16 protein-coding genes and 1 tRNA gene are annotated in these 25,394 nt (G+C 40.1%); 5 read left to right on the forward strand and 12 right to left on the reverse strand.

The annotated features are described in order from the left end of the window. Window positions 1–6 precede the first annotated feature (6 nt). The gene (locus ACSSS3_RS17780; RefSeq protein ID WP_442845761.1) at window positions 7–2,052 is read right to left on the reverse strand and encodes a glycoside hydrolase domain-containing protein; all 2,046 of its coding nucleotides are present in this window, start codon (window positions 2,050–2,052) and stop codon (window positions 7–9) included. Between the two features lie 20 nt (window positions 2,053–2,072). After that, window positions 2,073–3,392, reverse strand: a complete 1,320-nt coding sequence (fucP, locus tag ACSSS3_RS17785; protein WP_442845762.1) for an L-fucose:H+ symporter permease — start codon at window positions 3,390–3,392, stop codon at window positions 2,073–2,075. A 683-nt stretch (window positions 3,393–4,075) separates the two neighbouring features. Here fucP and ACSSS3_RS17790 point away from each other — a divergent pair. Further along, window positions 4,076–5,125: a hypothetical protein gene (locus ACSSS3_RS17790; protein WP_442845763.1), complete on the forward strand. Its 1,050-nt coding sequence runs from the start codon at window positions 4,076–4,078 to the stop codon at window positions 5,123–5,125. Between the two features lie 538 nt (window positions 5,126–5,663). Here ACSSS3_RS17790 and ACSSS3_RS17795 read toward each other — a convergent pair. Genes ACSSS3_RS17795 through ACSSS3_RS17815 form a run of 5 tightly spaced genes read right to left on the reverse strand, consistent with a single transcriptional unit; the run spans window position 5,664 to window position 13,551 of the window. After that, the gene (locus ACSSS3_RS17795; protein ID WP_442845764.1) at window positions 5,664–6,725 is read right to left on the reverse strand and encodes a cellulase family glycosylhydrolase; all 1,062 of its coding nucleotides are present in this window, start codon (window positions 6,723–6,725) and stop codon (window positions 5,664–5,666) included. 4 nt (window positions 6,726–6,729) lie between these two features. After that, a complete protein-coding gene (locus tag ACSSS3_RS17800; RefSeq protein WP_442845765.1) occupies window positions 6,730–7,755 on the reverse strand; it encodes a glycoside hydrolase family 43 protein in 1,026 nt (341 codons plus the stop codon). 4 nt (window positions 7,756–7,759) lie between these two features. Then, complete coding sequence (locus ACSSS3_RS17805) at window positions 7,760–8,833, reverse strand: glycoside hydrolase family 43 protein (protein WP_442845766.1); 1,074 nt, start codon at window positions 8,831–8,833, stop codon at window positions 7,760–7,762. Between the two features lie 36 nt (window positions 8,834–8,869). Further along, a complete protein-coding gene (locus tag ACSSS3_RS17810; RefSeq protein ID WP_442845767.1) occupies window positions 8,870–10,405 on the reverse strand; it encodes a RagB/SusD family nutrient uptake outer membrane protein in 1,536 nt (511 codons plus the stop codon). A 29-nt stretch (window positions 10,406–10,434) separates the two neighbouring features. Continuing rightward, window positions 10,435–13,551, reverse strand: a complete 3,117-nt coding sequence (locus ACSSS3_RS17815; protein WP_442845768.1) for a SusC/RagA family TonB-linked outer membrane protein — start codon at window positions 13,549–13,551, stop codon at window positions 10,435–10,437. Window positions 13,552–13,890: 339 nt separating this feature from the next. Between ACSSS3_RS17815 and ACSSS3_RS17820 the strand changes: the two genes are divergently transcribed. Continuing rightward, window positions 13,891–17,826, forward strand: a complete 3,936-nt coding sequence (locus ACSSS3_RS17820) for a two-component regulator propeller domain-containing protein (protein WP_442845769.1) — start codon at window positions 13,891–13,893, stop codon at window positions 17,824–17,826. 260 nt (window positions 17,827–18,086) lie between these two features. Here ACSSS3_RS17820 and ACSSS3_RS17825 read toward each other — a convergent pair. Together ACSSS3_RS17825 and ACSSS3_RS17830 are read right to left on the reverse strand one after the other, a co-directional pair. Beyond that, a tRNA-Arg gene (locus ACSSS3_RS17825) sits at window positions 18,087–18,160 on the reverse strand. Between the two features lie 337 nt (window positions 18,161–18,497). Beyond that, complete coding sequence (locus ACSSS3_RS17830) at window positions 18,498–18,767, reverse strand: hypothetical protein (RefSeq protein ID WP_442845770.1); 270 nt, start codon at window positions 18,765–18,767, stop codon at window positions 18,498–18,500. Window positions 18,768–19,125: 358 nt separating this feature from the next. On the opposite strand from ACSSS3_RS17830, the gene ACSSS3_RS17835 reads away from it, so the two are divergent. The 3 genes from ACSSS3_RS17835 (at window position 19,126) to ACSSS3_RS17845 (ending at window position 22,514) form a co-directional block, all read left to right on the forward strand. Beyond that, entirely contained in the window at window positions 19,126–20,412 is a 1,287-nt protein-coding gene (locus ACSSS3_RS17835; protein WP_442845771.1) for a mechanosensitive ion channel family protein, read from the forward strand. A gap of 74 nt (window positions 20,413–20,486) precedes the next feature. After that, on the forward strand, window positions 20,487–21,575 hold the full coding sequence (locus ACSSS3_RS17840; protein ID WP_442845772.1) for an endonuclease/exonuclease/phosphatase family protein: 1,089 nt from the start codon (window positions 20,487–20,489) through the stop codon (window positions 21,573–21,575). Window positions 21,576–21,587: 12 nt separating this feature from the next. After that, the gene (locus tag ACSSS3_RS17845) at window positions 21,588–22,514 is read left to right on the forward strand and encodes a mechanosensitive ion channel family protein (protein WP_442845773.1); all 927 of its coding nucleotides are present in this window, start codon (window positions 21,588–21,590) and stop codon (window positions 22,512–22,514) included. Here the strand turns inward: ACSSS3_RS17845 and ACSSS3_RS17850 are convergent. Genes ACSSS3_RS17850 through ACSSS3_RS17860 form a run of 3 tightly spaced genes read right to left on the reverse strand, consistent with a single transcriptional unit; the run spans window position 22,511 to window position 25,255 of the window. Continuing rightward, window positions 22,511–23,857, reverse strand: coding sequence for a GntP family permease (locus tag ACSSS3_RS17850; protein WP_442845774.1), 1,347 nt, complete (start codon window positions 23,855–23,857; stop codon window positions 22,511–22,513). The genes ACSSS3_RS17845 and ACSSS3_RS17850 overlap by 4 nt on opposite strands. A gap of 9 nt (window positions 23,858–23,866) precedes the next feature. Next, window positions 23,867–24,349 (reverse strand): gluconokinase, encoded by a 483-nt coding sequence (locus ACSSS3_RS17855; RefSeq protein ID WP_442845775.1) that lies wholly within the window; start codon window positions 24,347–24,349, stop codon window positions 23,867–23,869. Between the two features lie 12 nt (window positions 24,350–24,361). After that, entirely contained in the window at window positions 24,362–25,255 is an 894-nt protein-coding gene (locus tag ACSSS3_RS17860) for a DUF72 domain-containing protein (protein WP_442845776.1), read from the reverse strand. Window positions 25,256–25,394: the final 139 nt, after the last annotated feature.

Raw genomic sequence — 25,394 nt, forward strand, 5'->3', positions numbered from 1 at the left:
AGGTTTTTATTCTGTTCGCACTTCAGTAACAAAAGAATCAGTTCCCCAGGTTTTGTTTGGCTTAGGTCCTGTTTCAATAATCAACTCTCCTCCTTTCATAATCTCCTCCTGATGTAACCAGTTTCTTTTTATTGCTTCTCCATTCAACTTTGCAGAATGTACGTAAAAATGATCCTCATCATAATTTTTCACTTTAATAATGAATGTTGTTTCCTCATTAATATGGAGGCTTACCTCCTTAAAAATGGGTGCAGTCAGGTAATAAACCGGGGTTCCTACATTAGCAGCAGATAAACCGATGCTATGAAGTACAAACCACGACGACATAGTACCTGCATCGTCATCCATCGTGCGCAAATAAGCCCTGGGTTTATTCTGATATATGCGCCCAACGTAGGGGTCTATACCTTTGCTGTTATCATTAAAATAGGTTTGTACAAAAGGTTCTAAAAGAATATTTCTGAACAATTCCTGTGATTTCCAGGGCTGATTTGTAGCGTTATATAACCCGGGGACTTGCAAATCAGGCTGATTAGCGTGATTATAATTAAAATCTGCAAAGAAGCGGTCTAATTGTGATGCAAAAGCATCAGAACCTCCTGCAAGTTCCTTAAGACCTTTAATATCCCAGGGCACAAACCAGCGATATTGCCATATTGTCCCCTGATAAAGTCCTCTTGCCTGCATTCGATCTACATCTCCTTTTGACAAGTCTTTAAAGTCTTTATTCCAGTACGATTTATAATTAAGTGCCTTTTCAAGGTATTCCCGGCTTTTCTGAACATCGCCTAAATCCATTAAAATTTCACTCATTGCCCATAAATCATAAGAAGACTCCAGGGCTTTATCAGGAGCACCAAAATCAAGTGAACCGGCCTCTTCTTCAAGACCTTCTCTGATATCTTCAAAATCTACGTAATAACCTTTACGCACAGCGTCAAGTAAAACAACCATAGCATGCTCGGTGCGCACAGTTGGGGCGGGTTCATTTTCTGTTGCCCAATCTTTCTTCCCGTAGTGGTAAAGATTTGAAATGCTGGTTGCTATGTCCTGAAAAGTATCAGGATAGGCTAGGGATAATAGTGGCAACTGCTCCCGATAATTATCCCAAATTGCCCAGCCACTGTAAAATTTATACTCTTCGTTATAATTATTTCCATCTGTGGCTTTAAAAGTACCATCATCTTCAGAAATTAAAAATGGAGATTGTGCAGTTCGATACAAGAGAGAGTAAAAGAGTTTAACACGCTCCTTCTCCCCTTTCACTTCTATACGACTCAAATGTTTGTCCCAGCTTGCATCAGCTGCTTCTTTTACAGCTGCAAAAGACTTACGGCTAAGCCTTTTTTTGGCGTATTCTTCATTTACCGAAGAAAAACCCACCTGAACATCAACACGCTTACGCCCGGTATTTATTAATAAGCCGTGATCTCCTTTAATCTTTATTTCAGAATTTTGAGGAATCCGAATAGCAAAGTAAATACGATAAGTACCGGCATGACAGGTTGTTTTAGTATCTACAAAGCCGGAAATTACATTACCTTCAATCTCATGGTTTTCGGACACAAAGCGATTACTAAGTGCAAAGCCCAGATCTATATACAAACCGCTATTTGTGTTCGGGAATTCATATTGGTGTAAGCCTAAATTTGGACCAACTGTAAGTTTTGCGTCTATACCATTTTCAAAATCAACGTGATAGTAACCAGGCTCTCCATCCTGACTATTTTTAATAAGGGGAGTATCAATATCATAACCTAGAATGGGTTTGATTAGAATGTTCCCTCCGCTTCCGGTACAACCTACACCTTCCATACGGGTGTGCGTAAAACCATAAAATTGGTTTGCATAATATTCATAACCAGTATGTTGGTGAGGATTGGTTTGAGGTCCCAAATTCATCATATTGAAAGGCGTGGTTGCAGATGGAGACATCTGCCCATGATCTCCACTGGTGCCCAAAAAAACATTTACATAATCGCTAGTTTTTTTTTGTGAATAGCTCTGATGAGCAATTAAAACCCCAAGAAGTAGTAAAAGTAATCTTTGCATTCTTATTTGTTCTGTATGAATTAAGCTTGTTGTAACTGCTTATCTTTTCTATGAATCCATATACCATACATCGCAACTAGTGCCAAGCATATCACCGGTAATAAAAAAGATAAGTTCATTTCTGAAATTCCCATTACCTGAATGTCGTCTACACCTACTCCACCTAAATCAATCAACATACCCTGAAGTTTCGGCAATAATGCACCACCTACAATCGCCATAACCAAACCTGCTGCTCCAATTTTTGATTGTTCTTCTTTCAAACCTTCTAGAGCAATCCCATATATTGTAGGGAACATAATAGATAAAAAGAGAGATACTGTTATTAAGCAATATAACCCAATACTACCTTCAAGTACCACAACTCCCAAAGTAAACAGTCCGCCTAGCGCCGCAAAATAAAACAGTAATTTACCGGAACTCATAAACTTTAGCAGGTATGTCCCAAGAGCACGACCTGCCGTGAAAAGGATAAATGCTCCCAACTGATAGTTTGCCGCAGTAGAATTTGACACTCCTTGCGCTTCTGCATATTGATAAATATAGGTCCAGCACATAATCTGAGCTCCCATATAGAGTACCAAAGCCAGCACACCAAAAGTATAACGGTTGTTTTTGAATAATTGTCGAAATGTCTCTTTAACACCTGGTATTTCACCTTCGCCTTTTGCCTGAGGCATTTTATTTACAGCAATCAAAATAAGTATGGCCAGTACAACAAGTCCTAATATCACATAAGGATTACGGATGACCATAAGATCGGCAGATTTGATCAAGAGTTTTTGTGCTTCTGGTAGTGCAGAGAAATTCGCTACATCATCAGATTGAAGCAAATCAAGCACGAAAAATTTTGCAACCATAAGACCTGCAATAAGCCCTAACGGATTAAAGGCCTGAGCGAGGTTGAGACGCTGCGTAGCCGTTTTAGGATCTCCCATTGCCAATATATAAGGATTCGCAGTAGTTTCAAGAAATGCTAATCCAAAAGTTAGAATATATAAACCGAGACAAAAAAACCAAAATAGTCCGGTTGTTGCAGCAGGATAAAATAATAGTGCACCTGCAGAATACAAAGTAAGACCAACTAATACACCAGATTTATAGGAGAACTTACGTACAAATAAGGCAGCTGGTAGTGCCATACAGAAATATCCACCGTAAAATGCCATTTGGACCCAGGCAGCCTGTGAATTAGAAAGTTCAAGTACTTTTTTAAATGCCTGTACCATCGGGTCTGTTACCGCATTGGCAAACCCCCACAAAGCAAAAAGAGATGTTACTAAAACAAAAGGCACTAATAGCTTCATAGGTACTACAGGTATTCTTTCAGATGTTTTCATAGGTTATTAATTATAATTATGAATGGTTGTAATGATTATTTTGCTAAAAAAAATTATAAAAACTTTAGTGCTGAAATAAAATATAATTAAAACACTACTAAAACGTTTTACTTTGTAAATCTAAAGGTTTTTCAGGAATACAAAAATTAAAATGCCACGTTTTTGAGTTAATTTAAAATAGACTTTTTGTAATAAAGAACCAGGACAATTTAAAATTTTTGGCATTTATAAGTTATACTGTTTTGTTGAAATCTAAATCAGCCCAAGGCTTTTTAATTAGAGAATAAAGGCAATTTCATAGCCTAGATAAATTCTTTACTATCACCGATATAGTTAAGGCTATAAATTATTAAACGATTTACTAGCGACTTTCAACCTAATTAATGCCTTCCCTTAATATTAATTTAAACATTTAAAAAACCTGAGTACACAGATTCATTTTCTATGCTCTTTTACATCACTGCTAATCCTGATGATTTTTTTTTATGCAATTGTTTTTCGACTCATAATACCTCCAACATGGAGTACTCATAATGATGTATTGGTTATTTCTTCGTAAAACAATCAATATAATTAGTACAACTTCAAAAGTTAAAACCTTAATCTATTCTACAAACACCATTGTTATTAAGAAAATAAAACTTAGTTTAGTAAAACGTTTTACTTAATATAACTTAAATATAATGAAGTACTTATCTATTTTAGCCATTGCTGTTCTCCTTTCTTGCTCCTCAGGAAATGATTCTCCCGATGAAAGCGTCGCCAATTTTGACATTATTGCGATTGACGTGTCAAATTTAAACAATGAAACTCCTATTAAAGGCGATGAGATCGCCATTAAAATTCAGATTCAAAATACCAGTTCCAAATCCGGTAAAGCTATCGTTTCTCCTAAATTATCTAGCAGTAGGTTTTCAGATTACAAAAATGTTACACTACCTACTGTTGAGAAACAAATTGCTGCCGGAGAGACTGCCACATTAACGCTTAATGTTGGACCTTTTTTTCAAGATGCTTATAATGGTAAGCACTATGCGCTGGGACGAGGTGAATATTTTATAGAGTCTGTTAATGTAAACGATGTTCCTGATACCGATTATTCTGGACGTGTATTTAAAATTAATTCGAGTAATGTGCTTCTCGTTCCTGTGCTTTACAATGCTTCCTATCTCAATAAAACCAATGCAAATGTTTCTATGAAGAAATACCTCGAAGATGCGTTCACCCGCAGAGTTGAGTTATACAGTAAATCTGACACATACACCGATTACGACGGTGGTTTCGATGAAATGATGGGCGTAAAACAATTATTCTACCCCATACAAACTATAAACGTTTCTGACCATCCTCTTGATGATGGACTGTGTGAAAAAGCTATTGCCCTTGGTGGTGAGACCCTTGGCTTACTTGATGACTGGAAAGGTCCTGTGGGAACACAACCTGAAAATCACGGTTTTGATTATCTAATGGTTGCTACTCCAGATTCTTTTGGGGGAGTTGCTTGTGGATGGATCAATGTGCAAATATCTGGTTTGTTTGATTTTGACCTTTCCATAAATCGTGCACAGATCGTAATGATTCACGAAACCAGCCATCTGTTTGGCTCTCCTCATTGCGACCCACTTCAAGGTTATGTAATGTGTTCTGGAGAAAAACACAGAAAATATCTTGATCAGGGTATCTATGTCTACCATGAAGACTCTAAAAATCAAATGAGCAACCGCTGGGATTAAAGAATTTAGTAAAATGAGTTTTGCATAAACCTAAACGCCCGTCCAGCTAGCTGGACGGGCGTTATCATAAAAGAGTAATGCTTCCGGTTTTAATTAAATCTCTATTATTAAATTCTACTGATCTGCATAAATAAAATAATCTAAAGCATTTAAATTAGGAATTCGTAATTGCTTAATCTATACTTCTTAAAAAGAATCTCCTATTTCTCGTTATTATTTCCGCCAGATCTGCAAGAAATTGAATTAAGTCTTCATATTAATTTGCAAATTTAACAGCCTGAATGCTTTCAGGGATAATGTTTATGAACTACACACTTCCTTTAACTGAAATTTCATTTTTATTGATACTGATAAATCGTCTCGATCATACTTATTTTGAATATTAATGTTATCCAATTTATTATTGATATTTTAAAATTAAAGAGTAATTCTTTCTTTAAAATAATTAATGTAAAAATGAGCACTATTAAAAGAAAACGCCGAATATCTAAATTCGGCGTTGCTAATAGAAAGTTTTAGGCTAGATATTAAATACTTTCTATTTTTTCTTGTTTTGATTATTCAACTTTTTAATAAGATCTATCTCGTCTTGTCTGTATGGTGTTCCGTCCTTTCTGAAAATATCGTGAAACCATTCTACCGGCTCCGCTCCTGATTCGATAGGAGTATCCCAGGCATAAATCGTATTGGTTTTACCGTTAACCAGACCCCAATTGATAGCTCCTATAGTATACTCGGCCAACATGGGTAAGGTGTTTGAAAAACGGTTATTTCGGGTACGAGCCATATATTCGGTACAAATCATAGGACGGTCGTGCGATTTCAGCAATTCAATAACTCTACGATGCCAATCCGGACTTTCATAATCATGATAGGTTATAATATCTGAATGTTGAGCCTGAAACGCATTAAGTTCGATGAAACTCCAATCCCATAGCCCGGCAGATAAGGGTTGTGAAGGGTTAACCTCACGTGCCCAGGAAAAAACGTTTTTAAGTAATGGAAGACTTTCTGTTTTCTTTCCGCTGTTCCCGGGCTCATTGTATAAGTCCCATAGCAAAACGCGGTCATCATCTTTAAAGGTTTTGATTATATCCTGAACATAGATTTTCAGCTCTGCTGAATCTGCGTTGTCCTTTGATGCGGGATAACCCGGATCCTGCATCCATCCTGAGTTGTGTACCCCGGGTTTTGGATCACGCTGTTTACCAATTTCAGGATTAGGATCCCATACATCATCAAAGATTACCAGTATGGTTTTGATACTGTGCTTGTCAGCAAGACCTAAATAGGTGTCTACGCGCTCTTTAAAACCTTTAGGATCTGCCTTATAGGCCAAACTGTGTAGATAAACCCTCATGGTATTAAAACCTATGCCTTCGGCATATCCCAACTCCCGATCTATGGTTTGCGGATCAAAAGTATCTTCCTGCCACATTTCAAGCTGATTGATAGCCGTACTGGGAATAAAATTCGCCCCCGTGATCCAATCGTGGCTGGCATACCAGGCATCGGCTTTTTCTTTGCTCCAGCGTTCCTGAGCATTTAAAGTTGAAAGACCTGCAAAAAGACAGATCAATGCTAGTTTAAAATTTTTCATACTATTAATTTTCTAAGGGTATTGACAATAAAGTTTCGGTAGATACCGGTATCCCAAGATTGGGTGTACCATCATCATTCCAGTTTATTTTTTGCATTCTGGGTGATCGTTTTCCACCACAACCGTCTCCGGGATTGGCATTAGCGTGATATAAAATCCAGTCTTCGGTCCCGTCAGGAGATTTAAAGAATGAGTTATGCCCGGGAGCATAAACACCGTTTTCTTCAGATTTCGCGAATACAGGCCTGGCTTTTTTCGACCAGGCTGCAGGATTTAATAAATCATCACCATCAAATTCGATAAGACCCAAAGCGTAGTAGTCTGTCCAGCAGCCACTGGCCGAATACACAATAAATACGTTTCCGTTATGCTCTAAAAACTGAGGACCTTCATTGACATTAACGTGAGGCGGATTGTTAACATCGTTTAAATCTCCCTGCTTTTCCCAATTATGTACAGGTTCGGCAATAAGAACTCTGTTTCCTTCAAGAGTCCAGGGATTCGACATTTTTGAGATATAGATGTTTTGCTGTTCATTAATCTCGCCTTCCCAGCCAGACCAAACCATATACAACTGATCTTTAAACTTAAAAACATTACCGTCTATAGCCCAACGATCAGGATATGCCGCAAGTTTGCCTTTAAATTCCCAATTTTCACTAAAAGGGTCTTTGGTGGTATTCTGAATGGCATACATCCTGTGATTGGTATTATCCCCATCGTCTGCAGCAAAATAAACGTACCACGCATTATCTATAAAATGTATCTCTGGAGCCCAAATTTCATGACTATAGGCTGTTCCTTTAGGCGGAATCCAGATCGTCCTGGAATCTGCTTCACGAAGATTTGCGAGATTTTTTGTTTTATAAAGCACGATGCGATCCCCTACGGTATGCGTGTAGTAATAAAAACCGTCTACGTATATACTATAGGGGTCTGCACCCGAATCCAAAACCGGATTTTGAAAGCTTTGAGCATAAACTGCACAACTCAGCAAACAGGTTATTAAACCAGTAAGTAGTATTCTCATTAAATTAATTTTTTGCAGGTTGTTCGATTTCCAAACCTGTGGCCACCGGCTCTCCAAAATTGGGCTTTCCACCGGAGTCATAAGTAAATTGCTGCATACGCACCGTTCTGTTTACCGAACAACCCATACCTGAATTTGGATTTGCATGATAAATAAGCCAATTTTCAGAACCGTCTGGTGATTTAAAAAAGCCGTTATGTCCAGGTCCATATGCATTAGCCGATGGCTTTTTGGTAAATACAGGCTGATCTGATTTCACCCAGTCTGAAGCAACCATTGGATTGCCATTTTCTTTCAGACTTAACATTCCCAGGGCATAATCATCGGTACCACAAAAGCTTGCAGAGTAAATCATAAAAAAAGTGTCCGGGCCTTTTAAAACTTCAGGAGCCTCATTTACCCCGAAGCCATTACGCTCCCAACTAAATTCGGGCTCGGTTAATAAAGTAACATCACCGGTAAGCGTCCAGGGATTGCTCATCTCAGAAATATAAATTTTCTGAGTTAGATCGGCATTTGTTCTGTCGGGTCTCCCAGACCATAGAAAATATCTTTTTCCCTCGTGTTCCATAACGGTGCCGTCAATAGCCCAAAAATCTGCCTGAGCGTTATAAATCTTACCTTTATCTACCCAAGTACCCTGCATAGGATCAGCATTTGAATTCTCTAAAACCCAGGTACGCTGGTTGATGTCTTCACCATCACCCGCCGTGTAATAGATATACCATTTTCCATCCAGTTTAAAAATCTCCGGAGCCCAAATGTTTCGCGAATTGGGGGTTCCGGATGTAGGTCTAAAAACCTCTTTGGAAGTTGCAGAGGCAAGATCTTCAAGCGCTTCGGTTTCCCAAAGACGTATTGCGTTACCTACGGTATGCATATAATAATAGGTGTCACCATCTTGAAATACATAGGGATCTGCACCGGTAACCAACGGATTGGTAAATGTGGTTTCCTCTACAGGTTCTATGATTTCTACAGGGGGATTATCACTTTTTGAACACGACATTGCAACAAACAAAAGGGTCAAAAATATCCCTAATATCGATAAATCTTTTTCTCTATTTATTCTTCTCATAAATTTTTTACTTTGCCCCGCTACGCAGGGCGTACATTAATAATTAGGATTCTGAGTGAGGTTTGGATTCAAATCGATATCCCGTTGTGGGATAGGATAATTCTCATGTTTCCCTACTACAAAATTCTGAAATTCCGGGTCTCTTGAGCTTAATGCAGGGCCCAGATCACCCCAACGCTTGAGATCTGCAAAACGCCATGCTTCTCCCGAAAGTTCGGTAATACGTTCATGTTTAAGTTGCTCAAGAAATGCATCCTGATTTAAATTAGGTTTAGCCGTCGAAAGTGGAGCCAGACCTGCACGTTCCCGAACCCGGTCAACGTATGGGTATGCGTCCTGAGTTCTGCCCAATCCGTTTAATGCTTCGGCATACATGAGTAGCACGTCTGCATAACGAATGAGTCTGTAATTATTCGGTGAGCGAAAACCTTCAAAGTTCTTCCAATGATCGTTCAGCAATTTTCTAAACCAAACACCATTGGCATTAGGACCATTTCCAAATCTGCTGCTAAAGCTTTGACCATAAACCTGAGTTGCATCAGGACCGGCCGGATTTGTAAAATCAAATATAAAGGAAGCCGCAAGACGTGGATCACGCTCTCCAGTAACCGTAGTTTCCTCTAAAAACTCATCGATTAGCCATCTGCGGGCCGCACCATCATTAAAACCTATTCCCGGAGGTGCATAAAATTGTGATATTGAAGTACCTGTGTTATTTACACGACTTTCATCTACATCATTATCGGTAGTTTCTGAGAGATTTTCCTGGAACTGAATTTCAAAAACCGATTCCACATTATTTTCGGTTGAGATCAGAAAATTATCCCGGTAATTTTCGGTAAGGTCATAAACACCGGCTCCCGGACCTTCAACCAGCCATTCAAATGCGGCGGCTGCTTCAGTATATTGTTGTTGCTGAAGGTGGGTTTTACCCAGTAATGCATAGGCAGCTCCACGCGTAGCTCTTCCCAGATCAATTCCGCTGTAAGAAACCGGTAAATCAGGTATGGCCTGCTCCAAATCTAAAGCCACCTGAGCATAGGCTTCAGCCGTAGTAGCGTTTGGAGGCGTGTCTAGAGGCTGAGAAGGTTCAAGCATCAGAGGCGGTCTACCGTAATAAAGAGTTAAATTGAAGTAAAAAAGTGCTCTTAAAAATTTGGCCTCCCCTACCAGACGTGCTTTCAATTCCTCGTCCATGTCAATAGCGGGAACATTGGCAATTACCTGATTGGCTCTAAAAATACCTACATACATATTGTGCCAGGTTTCTGCTGTAAGGTTTTGATTGTAATCATTTTGGTTAAAACTCATCAGATTATTCAGACCTATATCCCCGCCCGAACCGAAGCCCTCATCGGCGTGTAAAGAGCCGTGGTAGTACATCCAACGGGAATAGGTAGATGCTGTTCTGTAAAAAGTACTGTAAATCGCATTGACACCTTTTTGTGCATCTTCGGCATTTTGCCAAAAGCTGGCAATGGTGGGTGAATTGGGGTTAGGCTCGTCAAAATCTCTATCACAGGCTGTGAAACCCAATAAAAGTAGCAGTCCTAATTTATATATCGTTTTCATATTTCTTATAGTTTTGAAATGATTCATACTTAAAATCCTACGTTAAGTCCAACTGAAAATATACGTGACGAAGGATAGTTTCCGGCATCTACTCCAGGCTCCAGATTAATGTTTGCTCCAACTACGTCAGGATCAAGACCGGAATAACTGGTTAGCGTAAGTAAGTTTTGTCCACTTACATAGATACGAGTGTTATCAATGCCGTATTGGTTCAAAAAGCTGGTTGGCAAGTTGTAGCCCAACTCGACATTTCGCAATCTGAGGTAAGACCCATCTTCTATCCAACGATCAGAATTTCCGCGGGCATTAGAAATAATACCCCGGTCAGCCGGTTGTCCGCCATAAGAATAGGCAACACCAAGTCTGGGATCTGAGGTGTTGGTATTATCGGGCCTCCAGGGATTAATTGCTCTGCGGTAATTAGAATAGCCATAACTATCGAGATCCCTTCTAACGTCATTGTACAACTCGCCTCCAAATGAGCCGTAAAGCTGTACACTCAGATTAAAATTTTTGTACGCAGAATTAAACTGTAAACCTGCAGTGAAATCGGGCCATGGAGAACCTACATACATACGGTCTTTATCATTAATGTCATCATTTGTGCCATCATCAACTGCATTGACATAACGAATATCACCGGGTTGAGCATAATCGGCCTGAGCCCCGTGATCCTCAACTTCCTGCTGGTTTTGAAAAATTCCATCGGTTTTAAGTACAAAATATTCACCTATGGAACGTCCCACCTGCGAACGGGTGTTACCAACCTGTATGTAATCTCGTGGTAAACCGGTTTGTTCATCAATACCCAGGTTACCCAAGGCTAGAATCTTATTGCGAATGAAACTGATGTTACCCGCTATATCCCAGGTAAAAGAACCGGTAGAACGGGGTCGATAATTAAGATCTAACTCCAGACCTTTATTTTCAATAGAACCAATATTTACTATAGGATCTCCCTGTAAATTCCCCAAATAAGAAGGCAATGGCTGTGGCAGCAATACATCTTCTGAAACCGCTCTGTAGATATCAAAAGCGATGTTAAACTGATTATCGAAAAGGGAAGCATCAAAACCCAGGTTGGTAGTCTTCTTTTCCTCCCAGCGCAAATCTCCGGAAGCCAGTCTGGCCTGTGTAGCTCCGGGAACCCCGGTTTGATTAGGCCCAAATACTGCATTAGGCCCCTGATTGAGAAAACCGGTATACTGATAAACTCCCAGATTTGCAGATCCCAATACCCCATACGATCCTCTAAGTTTTAAATTAGAAACCCAGGATACATCAAAAAAGTTTTCGTTTGAAATTCTCCATGCTCCCGCTACTGATGGGAAATTACCTCTTCTAAAATCAGGAGAAAATCTGGAGTCCTTATCAGATCTAAAGGTGAGCGTTAATAAGTACTTATCATCAAACGTATAGTTCAAACGCCCTAAATAGGAATCTATAAGATATTTAGTCAACTCACCGGCAGCATTACGGTCACCCGGTAAATTACTGGTAGATGAAATAGTCGTAAAATAACTGTCGCCAAATTGAGCTAAAAACAATCCGCTTCCCGAAGTGTAATCAGATTGATAGGTTTGCTGGGTATACCCGGCAACGCCATTAAAACTGTGTTTGCCAATAGTGTAGTCAAAATTAAGAGTATGCTCAAAAAGATAACTTAGAAACTGTGAGCGTGATTCATTTACACTGCTGTTTTCAGGGGATTGGTTTTGATACCACGAACCCTCTTTACGCACATTTTTAGTCTTATCAAAACTCGTTTCCAAACCTGCATTAAATCGGTATTTAAGTCCGTCTACAATTTGAAAATCAACAAATGCATTACCTAATATTTTTACATAATTCGCTGAAGATGAAGTTATGTTTGCAATGGCCACGGGGTTACGTGCAAATGTATTTACTGTATTGGTAGAGCCATAGCCCCATCCTCCTGGATTAGAGTCCGAAATAAGATCGTCGCTTTGTACCGGAATAATGGGCACATTGCTCCACATGTCAAACCAGGGATTCCCCACGGCAAAACCGCCTGTAAACGGACTCGTATTTCTACTGTTTGTTAAAGAAAGGTTCTCTCCAAAAGTAAAGCGTCCTTTTTCCGTCTCGCTATTGATGCGCAAAGACATACGATCAAATTTACGATCAATCAAAGTACCCTGATCCTTAAAATATCCCGCAGAAAATGCATAGGTATGGGTCTCACTACCTCCAGAAAGTGTAGCATTTATATCCTGAACAAAACCGGTACGCAAGCTTTCATCACTCCAATTAGTATCTACACTACCATCATAATTGGCTACAGCCGGCTGTAGGGTATAACCTGCGGCGTTATAAGCATTGGTGTTGGTAATTACATACTCTGAAGCATTCATCATATCATACTCATTTGGTATTGAAGAAATACTGTAACGGGTATTGAGTGTAAATTTTTGCTTTCCTGCCTTACCCTTGATTGTGGTAATTATAATAACCCCGTTTGCAGCTCTTGAACCGTAAATGGCAGCAGCAGAAGCATCTTTTAATACCTGAATACTGGCAACATCATTAGGATTAATCGTAATGTTAGGGTCTGCAAACATACCATCAATGATATACAGCGGACTTGCGTTACCATAAAAGGTGCTCAAACCACGAATGTTAACTACAGCATTCTGACCGGGAGCACCACCATTGCGAACGTTTATACCCGGTGAAAGGCCTTGCAGTGCTTCCGGAACAGATCGTTTTACAACATTTTCTGTAGCTTCGGTATCAACCAGTCCGGTAGCTCCGGTAAGGTCTTTTTTACTAACACTCTGGTATCCAATTACCACTACTTCGTCAAGTGCAGCAATATCCTCTTCGAGTTGAATGGAAATACTGCTTTGATCGTCAACGGGAACTTCCCGTGTTTTAAAACCCACATAACTGAAGACCAAAGTATCATCAGCATTGGCTTCAATTGTGTAAAAACCATCCATGTCTGCAGCAGTTCCTGTTGAGGTACCGGCAACCATAATGTTTGCAAAAGGGATGGGTTCTCCTTCTGTGTTGGTCACAGTTCCGGTAATAGTTTTGGTTTGCGCAAACGTTTGAGTTACGCATAGCAAAAAAAACAGCAGTAGCCCAAATGTTTTAAAGTGTACTTGTAATTTAGTTCTCATAGAATTTCGATTAGAAATTTTGATTAATTGTGTTTGCAACAAATTGTAATGATCTTTCCCGGCTGATTTATTTAGGTCTTTACTAATGGATTTTTAAAATCCTAAATTGAAAGCTTCCTTTTGCTAATTCTTCAATATAACCGAGTGATTATTGCCGATTTGTTGTTGTACAAAGGAGGTTATTTTAATTTAAAGAAACGTTAAGGCTGTGTTTCAATCTTTCTACAAAATGGGTCAACATTAATAAAAGGTTAAATTGAAAGCTAGAATGAACCATATTGTAGAAGAATGAGACGATATGATTTTAGTGGATATACGTTTAATAACGTGCTTTGTACTATGAGAGGATTTTGTTTTGTACTTATATATTTTATTCTGCTTTCAGGATACTGCCAGAACAGATCGTTCCGCAATTATCAGGTCGAGGACGGCCTGTCTCACAATGCGGTTATTAGCATGTTACAGGACCACAGAGGATTTATGTGGTTTGGCACAAAAGATGGCCTCAATCGTTTTGATGGGTACAACTATAAGATCTTTCAGCACGATCCTGAAAATCCCAAGAGTATAGGCAGTAATTTTATACGATGTCTGTACGAGTATAAAGACAATATACTGGTAGGTACAGATACGGGATTATTTACCTACGATGAGAAAACAGAAGCTTTCAGCATTGTTAGCAATACAAAAGATCAGCCTATATTAGACATTGAAAGTGACAATGAAGGTAATATCTGGTTTATTGCTTCCGGAAAGCTATACCGGTATTCTTCAGATTCTTTGAATGCTGAAGTCTACGATCAGACCTATTTCTCATTTCTTACGAAAAATTCAGAAGGAACACTCTTTGTCTCAAGCCAGGATGCTGTCTATATGTATATTCCTGCCAATAATTCTTTTCAGAAATTAGCAGTAAGCCCCCCAAATGTTTCTGAACCTATCATTACCGAGATTGATGCATCCTTGTTTAAAGATCAGCTTTATATAGGCACAAAAGATCAGGGAGTCCTGGTATATTCCTTAACCAAGCAAAAAACTAGTTCACTATTTAATAAAGACAATAAACCCCTTTTTGTTAGGGACTTTCTAATAAAAAACAATGCGGAGCTCTGGGTGGCTAGTGAATCGGGTCTGTTTATTTATGATCTTAAAAGGCAGAATTATCAGAACTTTAAAAAGAGTTATAATAACCCCTACTCCATTTCAGACAATGCTATTTACTGTCTCGTAGAAGATCTGGAAGGCGGAGTATGGCTGGGCACCTATTTTGGTGGAGTCAATTATTATCCAAAACCTTATACTCCCTTTAAACGCTATTTTCCACGGGTGGGTGAAAACTCAATAAGCGGTAATGCGGTTCGCGAAATTAAAGAAGATAAGTATGGTAATATCTGGATAGGTACCGAAGATTCCGGCCTAAACCGGTTGAATCCCAAAACCGGAAAGTTTGAAAATTACAGGCCCAAAACTGAGGGAGGCATTCTAAGCCATTACAACATACACGGCCTTTTGGCCCGTGAATCTGAATTATGGATAGGAACATTTGAGCACGGCCTTGACGTAATGGATATTAAAACAGGTAAAATCATCCGGCATTACGGGACCAAAGCAGGAGATGGCGGACTTCGCAGTGATTTCGTCTTATATATTTACGAGACCAAAGCAGGTGATTTGTATATACTTACCTCGCAGGGTGTTTATAAGTATCTTAAGGCTTCAGATGCATTTGAAATCCTGAAAGGCTTTCCCGAAGTGTATCACTATACCTTTCTATTGGAAGATCATGACGGGACCCTTTGGGCCGGCACCTATTGGGACGGACTCTATTATTATAATCCAAAGACGGAAGCAAAAGGCCACTTTAAATACGACCGAAACGACGAAAGCAGCATAAGTTCTAATGTGATCAACGGCATTTTTGAAGATTCAAAAAACAGGCTTTGGATTACTACTGAAAACGGACTTAACCTGCTAAACCGTAAAACCGGTGCCTTTAAACGAATCACCAAAAGTGAGGGCATGCCGGGCAATGTAGCCTACGCCCTGCTTGAAGATGAGAACGCGCATCTCTGGATCAGCACATCAAACGGTCTTGTTGATTACGATCCCGAAAGTGGCGAACTCAAAACCTTTACGAAGTCAAACGGACTGCTCAGCGATCAGTTTAACTACAGTTCGTTTTTTAAGGATGAATCAGGCGAGATGTATTTTGGCAGCGTAAATGGTCTGATAAGTTTTAATCCTTCCTCATTTACTAAAAACACCTATAAGGCACCTATTTATATAACCGATATTCAAATCAATAACGAAAACGTAGCTGTAGATGCACCTGAATCTCCGCTTAAAAAATCCATTTCCTTTACTGAGGAATTGAAACTTACAGACAAGCAGTCTACGTTTAGCCTCGCTTTTGCTTCTCTTAGCTATACTGCCCCCGAAATGACCAAATACTGGTACAAACTTGAAGGTTTAAATGACAACTGGATAAGTCTTGGCGAAAACCACGAAGTGAATTTTACCGAATTGCCTGCAGGAGATTACCTTTTTAAGGTAAAAGCTTTAAACAGCGACGGGATCTGGAGCGAAGCAGAAGTAGCACTCAATCTGGAGGTTCTGCCCCCGTTTTTTGCTAGTAAAACGGCTTACACGCTGTATATCCTGTGCCTGCTCCTGCTGATTTTTCTGCTTTTGAGATATTATCACATCTACAACAGAGATAAAAATAACCGGCGCATACAGCAACTGGAAAATGCCAAGGAAAAGGAAATCTACCAGGCAAAAATTGAGTTTTTCACTAATATCGCCCACGAGATCAGAACACCCCTTACGCTTATTAAAAGTCCGCTCGAAAAACTTTTAAAAAACACCTATAAATCTCCTGAAATCCCCAAAAATCTTGGGATTATGGAGAAAAACACCTCCCGCCTGCTCAATCTGATAAACGAGTTACTCGATTTTAGAAAAACCGAAATGCAGCACGTAAAGCTCAATTTTTTAACGGTAAACATCAGCGAGCTTTTAGAAGAGACTTATCTGCGCTTTAGTCCTGTGATTCAGGAACGCGGTTTAAATTTTACGATCATAAAGCCGGCTGAAGCCCTCATAGCTCAGGTAGATGAGGAGGCTATCAAGAAAATTTTAAGCAATCTCTACAGTAACGCAGTAAAATATTCCAATCACGAGGTAAGTCTGAAACTTGAGCGGGATGACACTCATTTTCGTATAACAATTACCAATGACGGAAGGTTGATACCTTCACACTTACAGCAACGCATTTTTGAACCTTTTTATAGAGTTCCAGGCGAAGCTAAAAATCTTGGGACCGGTATAGGTTTGTCATTGGCTTACTCCTTGACTCAATTGCACCAGGGAAAACTACATTTTGAAACTCAAAATAACCTGAATACTTTTGTTTTAAGACTCCCTTTAGATCAACCGGAAGCCTTAAAAACAAAACTCAAACCTGCTTCCTCAGAAAACCACGGAGATCTCCCCTTCAAGGAAAACTTTAGAAAGAATACCCCCTGCCTGCTTATTGCTGAAGACAACCCGGAGCTTTCAGATTTCATTTATTCTGAACTGGCACAAAGCTATAATGTTATTTCGGCTGCGAATGGTGCACAGGCCCTGGAATATCTGGAAAAAAATAACGTTCAACTGATTCTTAGTGATATCATGATGCCGGTTATGGATGGCATCGAGCTATGTAAACAGGTTAAAGAAAATCCCAAAACCAAACATATTCCGGTAATTCTTCTAACTGCAAAAAGTGCCTTAAACGCAAAGATTGAAGGACTCGAGTCCGGGGCAGATGCCTATATTACCAAGCCGTTTTCTATGGATCATCTTTTGGTACAAATTTCAAACCTCCTGGAAAACCGAAAGACCATTTTAGACCATTACAGCAACAGTCCCCTCGCCCATTTAAAGTCTCTGTCCCTATCTGCATCAGATCAGGATTTTATCGCTAAACTTGACCAAATCATAGAGTCTCGTATGAAAGATCCTGATCTTAATGTGGAGTCCCTTGCTCAGTTTATGAATATGAGCAGATCTACTTTATATCGAAAAATCAAAGAGCTTTCCGCTGTAAGTCCCAATGAACTGATCAATACCAGCAGACTCAAAAAAGCAGCATTCCTTTTAAAAACAACAGACAAAAAAATCTTTGAAATAGCAGAAGAGGTTGGCTATCGCTCCCAGACCAGTTTTGGACGTAACTTTCAAAAGCAGTTTAAAAAAAGTCCTTCGGAGTTTATGAATGATGGTGAGTGAGCACAGTTTGAACTTTGTAGCTTGATAAAACTACTTGAATTCGATTATTACGCATAGATCCAGAACTTATTTAAGAAGTATGTAAGTATTGATTGTTTGAAAAAGCAAAAACAGAACTTTCCATCTGTTTATTTTTAAGAGTTTTTCGTTGACCTAGCGTTTGATCGAATCATATATACCAACAAAAGTTCTGAATATAGTAATAGCCTAAAACAAAAAAACCTTCAAGTCTAAAACTTGAAGGTTTTCGTTTTTACAAGTGATCGCGAAGGGATTCGAACCCCTGACCGTCTGCTTAGAAGGCAGATGCTCTATCCAACTGAGCTACGCGACCTGTTTTGCGGGTGCAAATATAACGCTTTAGCCAAAAAGTGAAAGCTATACACCTTAAAAAATGCGCTTTTCATACAAATTAATTGTAATTCTCTGAAATCTAATAATTTACCAAAAATGAAAAACCCGCGCTTGCGCAACGGGCCTTTCTCCCAACTTAAACTTTTAACCAACTACGATTTGGGGAAATCGGGTTTTTAATTAGTAGTCAGACTATGATTTGGGGCTTAAATCTGCTAATTAAAAAGGTTTAGGGGTATTTTGTTGTAAAGGTATAATCAATATGATTTGGGGTTTTAAAGTTTAAAGTTTGGGCTTTATTAATGGGGTTAGAGGCACTAAACGGTCTTAACAGGACTCTTAATTTTAGCTAATTCAAGAGGGATATGTTTATAGATGGTTTCTCCCTTGTACTCGCTCTTTTCTAAATCGTGAAGACGAAGTACAGCTTCCGGTAATTCAACGACAACCTGAGGGGTTTCAATTGGTTTTAGGGTAGAAATTGTTTTGGGAGCAGGTTTCTTCTGGTTTTCAGAAACCGGATTGGTTTCGGCCTGCATTAAGCACGTCACGAAGAGAGCGCCTAAAAGTGTAATTGATTTTTTCATGAACTTGGGGTTGATTTTGTATTACGACGTAAATATAGATACTTTCATCTATTAAAAACAAAAATAATCGTTGAAAAACATATAATTTTTAAATTTTAACATTTACAACTTCTATCACAAGATAAAAAGTACTTTTTTTCCTACAAATCAAGGTTTTCGAAGCTTATCTTCAACACCATCTTCATAGAGATCCGCCAATCAAAACGATTTAAATTGTAGGTTTTATATTACAATATGCTAAAATTAGCAACTCCAAATTGCGCAATGCTTCATCTCCACTTCCGTCTGCAATTCTTTCTAACTTTTCTCACAATTCTTAATCATATACTTACTTTTACAACACCAATCCAAAACAGTAATGAATCTGGACATTGACCGCTATCTAAGACACTTTACAAGGTATTTAAAAGAATTAGGCGTTTCCGGGATTTATGCCGAAATGCTATCGGTTTTTTTAAATGGTTTTATTTTTCTGGTTCTGCTGGCCATTCTTGACCGTTTGCTGAAACGCATTATTATTGAAGCGTTCAAGATTTTTAGCAATAAAACCAAAACCTCATTTGACGATTTTCTGGTACTTACCAATTTTCCGCGCTACATCGCGCACATAATTCCACTTGTTTTATTCAACTGGTTTTTCACCCAATTGCTTGACGATTATGAAACCACGCTCTACTGGTTAAACAAACTCCTCAAGATCTATGTCATTCTGCTGGTGGTAAAAATCATACGCAGTATTCTGCGCACCACGCGCGATTACTTTCAGACCAAAGAGCAATACCACGATAAGCCTCTGCAAAGCTACCTTCAGGTTACTATGCTTTTTTTATGGGCCCTGGGTATTTTCTTCTTCATTCTGGAGCTTTTTGATCAAAAAGCCGATGATTTTATTGTACAGTTGGGAGCCGCTTCGGCAATCATTCTGCTCATTTTTAAAGACACCATTTTGGGGTTTGTAGCTTCGATACAGGTTTCTATAAACGATATTGTACGCATTGGCGACTGGATTACCTTCAGTAAATATGGTGCAGACGGTAACGTGACCGAAATAAACCTGGCTACGGTTAAGGTTCAAAACTGGGACAACACCTACACCACTATCCCTACTTACAGCCTTATTTCAGACTCTTTTCAAAACTGGAGGGGAATGCAGGAAAGTGATGGCCGACGCATCAAACGTGCCGTTTACATCAAGCAAAATACGGTGCGCTTCCTTACCGATGATGATCTGAAACGTCTGAAGCGCATTCAACTGGTCGCTCCCTATATAGATCATATGCAAAAAGAAGTCCTGCGCACAAACCGCAAACTCGAGGTTGATGACAGCCTGCCCATTAATGGTCTTAATCAAACCAATCTGGGTGTTTTTAGAAAGTATATTGACGCGTATTTGTATGAAAATCCTGCGATTAACAAAGACCTCTTCCTCATGGTTCGTCATTTACCGCCTACGGCTCAGGGGATTCCTCTGGAGATATTTTGTTTTAGTAAAGACAAGCGTTGGGAGCATTATGAGCACATTCAGGCTGATATTTTTGATCATGTAATCGCCGCAGTATCGTATTTTGATCTCGAGATTTTTGAAGAACCCTCTTCTAAAGATATTACCAACTTCTTAACGCAAAGGCAAATAAAAAACGATTAGGTTGCCGTTAAAATCATTTTTAGATTTTCTAAAAGTGATTAACATCCTTGACGAAAGGATCAAACAACCAACCTATGACCTTTAAAACATTCCTCCAAATCCTTGGCGGTACTGCTATAGTACTTACGCTTTTACCGTTTATAGCTGCCGATTACTGGTGGATTCGTGTTTTTGATTTCCCACATCTTCAGCTTACGGTATTTACCGCTATAGCCACTCTGGCGTATTTTATGCGCTTTGACATCAAATGGTTCAAAGATTATGTATTTATGACCGTGATGATCGCCTGTCTGGTTTTTCAGGTTCTAAAAATTTATCCGTACACCGGTGTTGCTCCTTACGAGGTTCTTGATGCTGAAATTGAAAAACCCGAAGCCCAGTTGTCTATTTTGGTTGCCAATGTGCTCCAGAAAAATAAAAAATACGACAGCCTGTTACAGGAAGTCAAAGCTAAAAATCCCGATATCCTGGTACTCCTGGAAGCAGATACTAAATGGCTTAATGCAGTTAACGCTTCTTTAAAAAGCGAATATCCTTATTATGAAGGTGCACCGCTTAGCAATACCTACGGAATGCTCCTGTATTCTAAACTGCCTCTGCAAAATGCACACGTACATTATCTGGTAGACGATAGTATTCCTTCTATTGATACGCGTGTCACGCTAAAATCGGGTGATACGGTACAGATATTTGCCATACACCCCACGCCGCCCATGCCACAGCATAACCCACGGTCTACAGACCGGGATGCAGAGATGATGAAAACCGCTTTTAAAAGCAGGGAGTCTTCCCTACCCGTTTTGGTACTTGGGGATTTTAATGATGTTGCCTGGTCTGAGTCTACTCAATTGTTCAAAGAGGTAAGCGAGTTGCTCGACCCGAGATTAGGCCGCGGTCTCTACAATACATTTAACGCTAAAAATTGGTTTATGCGCTGGCCACTCGATCATATTTTTGTCTCAGAACACTTTAGAGTTGTTGAATTAGATCGCGGAGCCAAAATAGGTTCAGATCACTTCCCGGCTTACGTAAAATTGAGTCTGGAGCCCGGGAACAAGGCCGAACAAACTCCGCCTCTACCTAATGAAAACCAGCTAAACCGGGCCTACGATATTATTAAAAAAGAAGCCACTCAAAAAGATACCCGTAAAGAAACCAACTAAAATCCCTCAGTTATGGAAAAAACCGCTACGCTATCAGAATCCTTTCAAAATTTTTACAATAGCTTTATCGATCAGTTACCGGGAATAGGTCTGGGTGTGCTCATCATTATTCTGGGAACCCTTATCGGCGCCTGGGTGGGTAATTTTGCCCGTCAACGCATCTCTCAGCGCACGCAAGACCCACTTATGAGCCGGTTTTTGGGTAAAGCCATTCGCATTACTTTCTTTATAATTGCAGTAATGCTGGCACTTAGAGCTGCCGGCCTGGGGGCAATTGCTACCGGTATTCTTACTGCTGCGGGTGCCAGTGCAGTGGTTTTGGGCTTTGCTTTTAAAGATATAGGCGAAAACTTTATCGCCGGAATTATATTAGCCTTCAACAGACCCTTTAACGTAAACGATACGGTTGAGATTGGGGATAACTTCGGAAAGGTAAAAGCCTTAGAATTTCGCTATACCAAGCTTAAAACCTTTGACGGAAAAGATGTGTATATCCCAAATAGCGATGTGCTCACGACTCCTGTTACCAACTATACCGAAGACGGATTCTTCCGTTGGAATTTTACCATTGGTATTGCCTATGAAGACAATATTGACGGGGCTAAAAAGGTTGTAATGGAAGCCTTGCGCCAAGAACCAAATGTTATTGAGGATGAAGAGCACGAGAATTTTGTGATTGAAGATGAGCTCGCAACCAGCACCGTAAACCTGAAAGTATTCTTTTGGGTTGATACCAAAGACTTCCGCAGAATGGCGCTTATCACCAAAGGTAGCGTCGTACGCAAGGTCAAAGAAGCCTTAGAAGATAACGGTTTCTATATGCCTGCAGATATTCAGGAAATCAAGTTGTATGGTGCTGCCAAAGACAGCCCGCTGCGTTTTGAGCAAACAACACAAAGCATCGATAACACTTCAAATGCTGATTCTAAAAAATCTTAAACCAAAAACCACAAAATAACCGAAACCACAAGACCTACCACCGCAATGAGTGTGGTAAGAACAGACCAGGTTTTAAAGGTTTGCTTTTCGCTTAAACCCAGGTATTGTTTTACCAGCCAGAAGCCGCTGTCATTTACGTGGGAGAAAATAGAAGCTCCTGCTGCAATAGCTACGACCAGAATGGCCAGCTGCATCTCGCTGTAACTACCGGTTTCTAAAAGTGGAGCGGTGATTCCGGCAGCGGTGATCATCGCTACTGTAGATGAACCCTGCATAATCCGAACGACCGCAGCGACCAGAAACCCAAACACCACAGGCGGAAAATAGGCGCTGGTCAACGACTCGGCGATCATCGTTCCGGCACCGGTATCGATCAATATTTGTTTAAATGCCCCTCCTGCTCCGGTAAGCAAAATGATCACTCCGGCAGGATACAGGGCTTTTGTAGAAACCTGAAGCAATTTTTCACCGGAAACTTTTCGGCGAATGCCTAAAAAATACCACGCGATCAGATTGGCCAGAATCAATGCCGTAAACGGGTGCCCAAGCAACTGGGCTGTATAGATCACTCCATCAGGAATTGACCAGTCTGCGGCCAGTGGACTCGTAAGCACCGTATTGAAAACGATAAGCGCAATTGGTAAAAAGATAATGGCCAGAATGCCCGAAGCAGAAGGCAGATTTTCGGGCAGATTTGTACTTTCCTGAGATTCGAAGGGCGCATCGATGTGAATTCGTGCCGAAATAAAACGGGCAAAAAACGGTCCGGCAACAGCCGCTGCGGGAATGCCCGTTATAAAACCAAAAACGATCACCCAGCCCAGATTAGCCTGCAAAATATCTGCAACAGCAATAGGTCCCGGTGTGGGCGGAATAAAAGCGTGAGTCACAGCCAGACCGGCCAGTAAAGGCAAAGCGTAAAGCAATAAGGATTTTTTAGTATCGCGCTGTAACGCATAAATCAGCGGAATTAAAATGATGAACGCCACGTCAAAAAATACCGGGATCGCGATAAAAAAACCGGCGAGCATAATAGACCAGGGCGCTCTTTTAATTCCAAATTTTGATAAGAGAAAATTAGCCAGTTGCTGAGCCCCTCCTGAATGTTCCAGTACCGCGCCAAATAAGGAGCCCAAACCTACAACAGTGGCAACAAAACCCAGCGTACCTCCTACACCGGTGGTGATTGCATTTAAAATCGCCTGTGGCTGCATTCCGCTTAAAACGCCCACTGCAATGCAGACAATCAAAAGAGCTAAAAATGCCTGAAGTTTTAATCGTAAAATGAGAAAAAGCAGCAGACCAATACCCGCAAAAACGGCAAACAGCAACTGATAATCCATAAACTGCCCTTAAAGTTTTTTTACAATCTCATCAACGATAGCTTCCGGGCTGGGCTCAATAGACACGTGAATGCCGTAGTCAGGTTCTTCAAGCGTGTCCAGTTGTGATTGCAGCAATTCCGAATTGAAAAAATGCCCTTTACGATTGTCTAAACGGGATTTTAATAATTCAAAGGAACCTTCTAAAAAAACCCATTGTGGCGTCACCTTTTGAGAAAGTAACTTGCGATAAGACTCCTTAAGCGCCGAACAGGCCAGTACTGCACCAGAGTTTTTACTCCACGCTTCCATCTCCTGAGCCAGGGTTTCAAGCCATGGTTTTCGGTCGGCATCGTTGAGGGGATTGCCTCCAGCCATCTTATCTACATTAGCCTGCGGATGGTAATCATCGGCATCTTTAAAGGGAATATCAAGCCGTTCTGCTAATAATTTACCTATAGTGCTTTTTCCGCTTCCGGATACACCGAAAACTACTATTACTTTTTCTTTCATTTATTTTTTATTTCAGAGGTCCAGAGTAGGCGCATCCGTATCTTTTCCGGGTATTTTTAAATCAAAGCCAAAACGGCTGTTCATCTGTTTTATAAAATGGGTCGCTAACAGGGGTGATTCTTTCTCCACATTTTGATGAATGAAAAAATCGATCTGGCGCAGTCCCTGTTCCATCCAGATATCCAGACGCTCTACCCAGGCATCCAGACGCTCATAATCACTGGGATGATTAGCACCTACAAAACGGATAAAGGCTTCGTCACTGGTCATACGCATATGCATGATGTCCCTTCTTCCGGCCGTATCTACCAGCACATTACTGATGTTGTGCTCTTCCAGCAAATAATACAGTTTATTGGAAACTTCAGGAGTATTGAACCAATCGGTATGTCTAAACTCAATTCCGAGTGGGACTTCACGAGGCCATGCATTGACAAAATTGACCACGCGATCCCAGTCTTTGGGAGCAAAGTTGTTATGCATCTGTAAAAATACAGTACCCAGATTCTCTTTAAGCAAGAGGGTATGATCCAGATATTCAGGAAGTAACTTTTCGGCATCAATCAGGCGTTTCAGGTGACTGATGGTCTGCGTGATTTTCGGAAAAAACTTAAACCCATCCGGCACTTTTTCCTGCCATTTCTCAAACTGATCTTTCGGGAACAGCCGGTAAAAGGTAGCATTCAATTCTATGGAATTAAACTGGCGGGAATAGTAGCCCAATTCATCTTTAGTCCCTCGCGGATAAAAATTCTTTAAATCCTGCTTATTCCATTTGGCACAACCCACATACAGTTGCGGTTTTTGACTATTCGCCTTGCTGTTTAAAATCACCTGCGTATCTGGGTGATCTGGAGGAAGTGTAAAATCTATCGCTTCCGGGTTATCTACTTTACCAAATTTCATTTATTCGTTTTTAAAAATCCACCTATTTAGCTTGCTTTTATCCTAATGCCGGGTCTTGTCTATTAAATGCCCATTTTGGAATCTCCTTAATAGTTGGGTCTTTAAAGATATAAATCCCAAACAGAAACAAAGGGTTCAC

This window comes from Leeuwenhoekiella sp. H156 (genome assembly GCF_052218455.1).
GTDB lineage: Bacteria > Bacteroidota > Bacteroidia > Flavobacteriales > Flavobacteriaceae > Leeuwenhoekiella > Leeuwenhoekiella parthenopeia.

Bases quoted from the DNA above. Each gene is read 5' to 3' on its own strand.
- ACSSS3_RS17780 (WP_442845761.1), bottom strand. From the start codon at position 2,052: ATGCAAAGATTACTTTTACTACTTCTTGGGGTTTTAATTGCTCATCAG.
- fucP (WP_442845762.1), bottom strand. From the start codon at position 3,392: ATGAAAACATCTGAAAGAATACCTGTAGTACCTATGAAGCTATTAGTG.
- ACSSS3_RS17790 (WP_442845763.1), top strand. From the start codon at position 4,076: ATGAAGTACTTATCTATTTTAGCCATTGCTGTTCTCCTTTCTTGCTCC.
- ACSSS3_RS17795 (WP_442845764.1), bottom strand. From the start codon at position 6,725: ATGAAAAATTTTAAACTAGCATTGATCTGTCTTTTTGCAGGTCTTTCA.
- ACSSS3_RS17800 (WP_442845765.1), bottom strand. From the start codon at position 7,755: ATGAGAATACTACTTACTGGTTTAATAACCTGTTTGCTGAGTTGTGCA.
- ACSSS3_RS17805 (WP_442845766.1), bottom strand. From the start codon at position 8,833: ATGAGAAGAATAAATAGAGAAAAAGATTTATCGATATTAGGGATATTT.
- ACSSS3_RS17810 (WP_442845767.1), bottom strand. From the start codon at position 10,405: ATGAAAACGATATATAAATTAGGACTGCTACTTTTATTGGGTTTCACA.
- ACSSS3_RS17815 (WP_442845768.1), bottom strand. From the start codon at position 13,551: ATGAGAACTAAATTACAAGTACACTTTAAAACATTTGGGCTACTGCTG.
- ACSSS3_RS17820 (WP_442845769.1), top strand. From the start codon at position 13,891: ATGAGAGGATTTTGTTTTGTACTTATATATTTTATTCTGCTTTCAGGA.
- ACSSS3_RS17830 (WP_442845770.1), bottom strand. From the start codon at position 18,767: ATGAAAAAATCAATTACACTTTTAGGCGCTCTCTTCGTGACGTGCTTA.
- ACSSS3_RS17835 (WP_442845771.1), top strand. From the start codon at position 19,126: ATGAATCTGGACATTGACCGCTATCTAAGACACTTTACAAGGTATTTA.
- ACSSS3_RS17840 (WP_442845772.1), top strand. From the start codon at position 20,487: ATGACCTTTAAAACATTCCTCCAAATCCTTGGCGGTACTGCTATAGTA.
- ACSSS3_RS17845 (WP_442845773.1), top strand. From the start codon at position 21,588: ATGGAAAAAACCGCTACGCTATCAGAATCCTTTCAAAATTTTTACAAT.
- ACSSS3_RS17850 (WP_442845774.1), bottom strand. From the start codon at position 23,857: ATGGATTATCAGTTGCTGTTTGCCGTTTTTGCGGGTATTGGTCTGCTG.
- ACSSS3_RS17855 (WP_442845775.1), bottom strand. From the start codon at position 24,349: ATGAAAGAAAAAGTAATAGTAGTTTTCGGTGTATCCGGAAGCGGAAAA.
- ACSSS3_RS17860 (WP_442845776.1), bottom strand. From the start codon at position 25,255: ATGAAATTTGGTAAAGTAGATAACCCGGAAGCGATAGATTTTACACTT.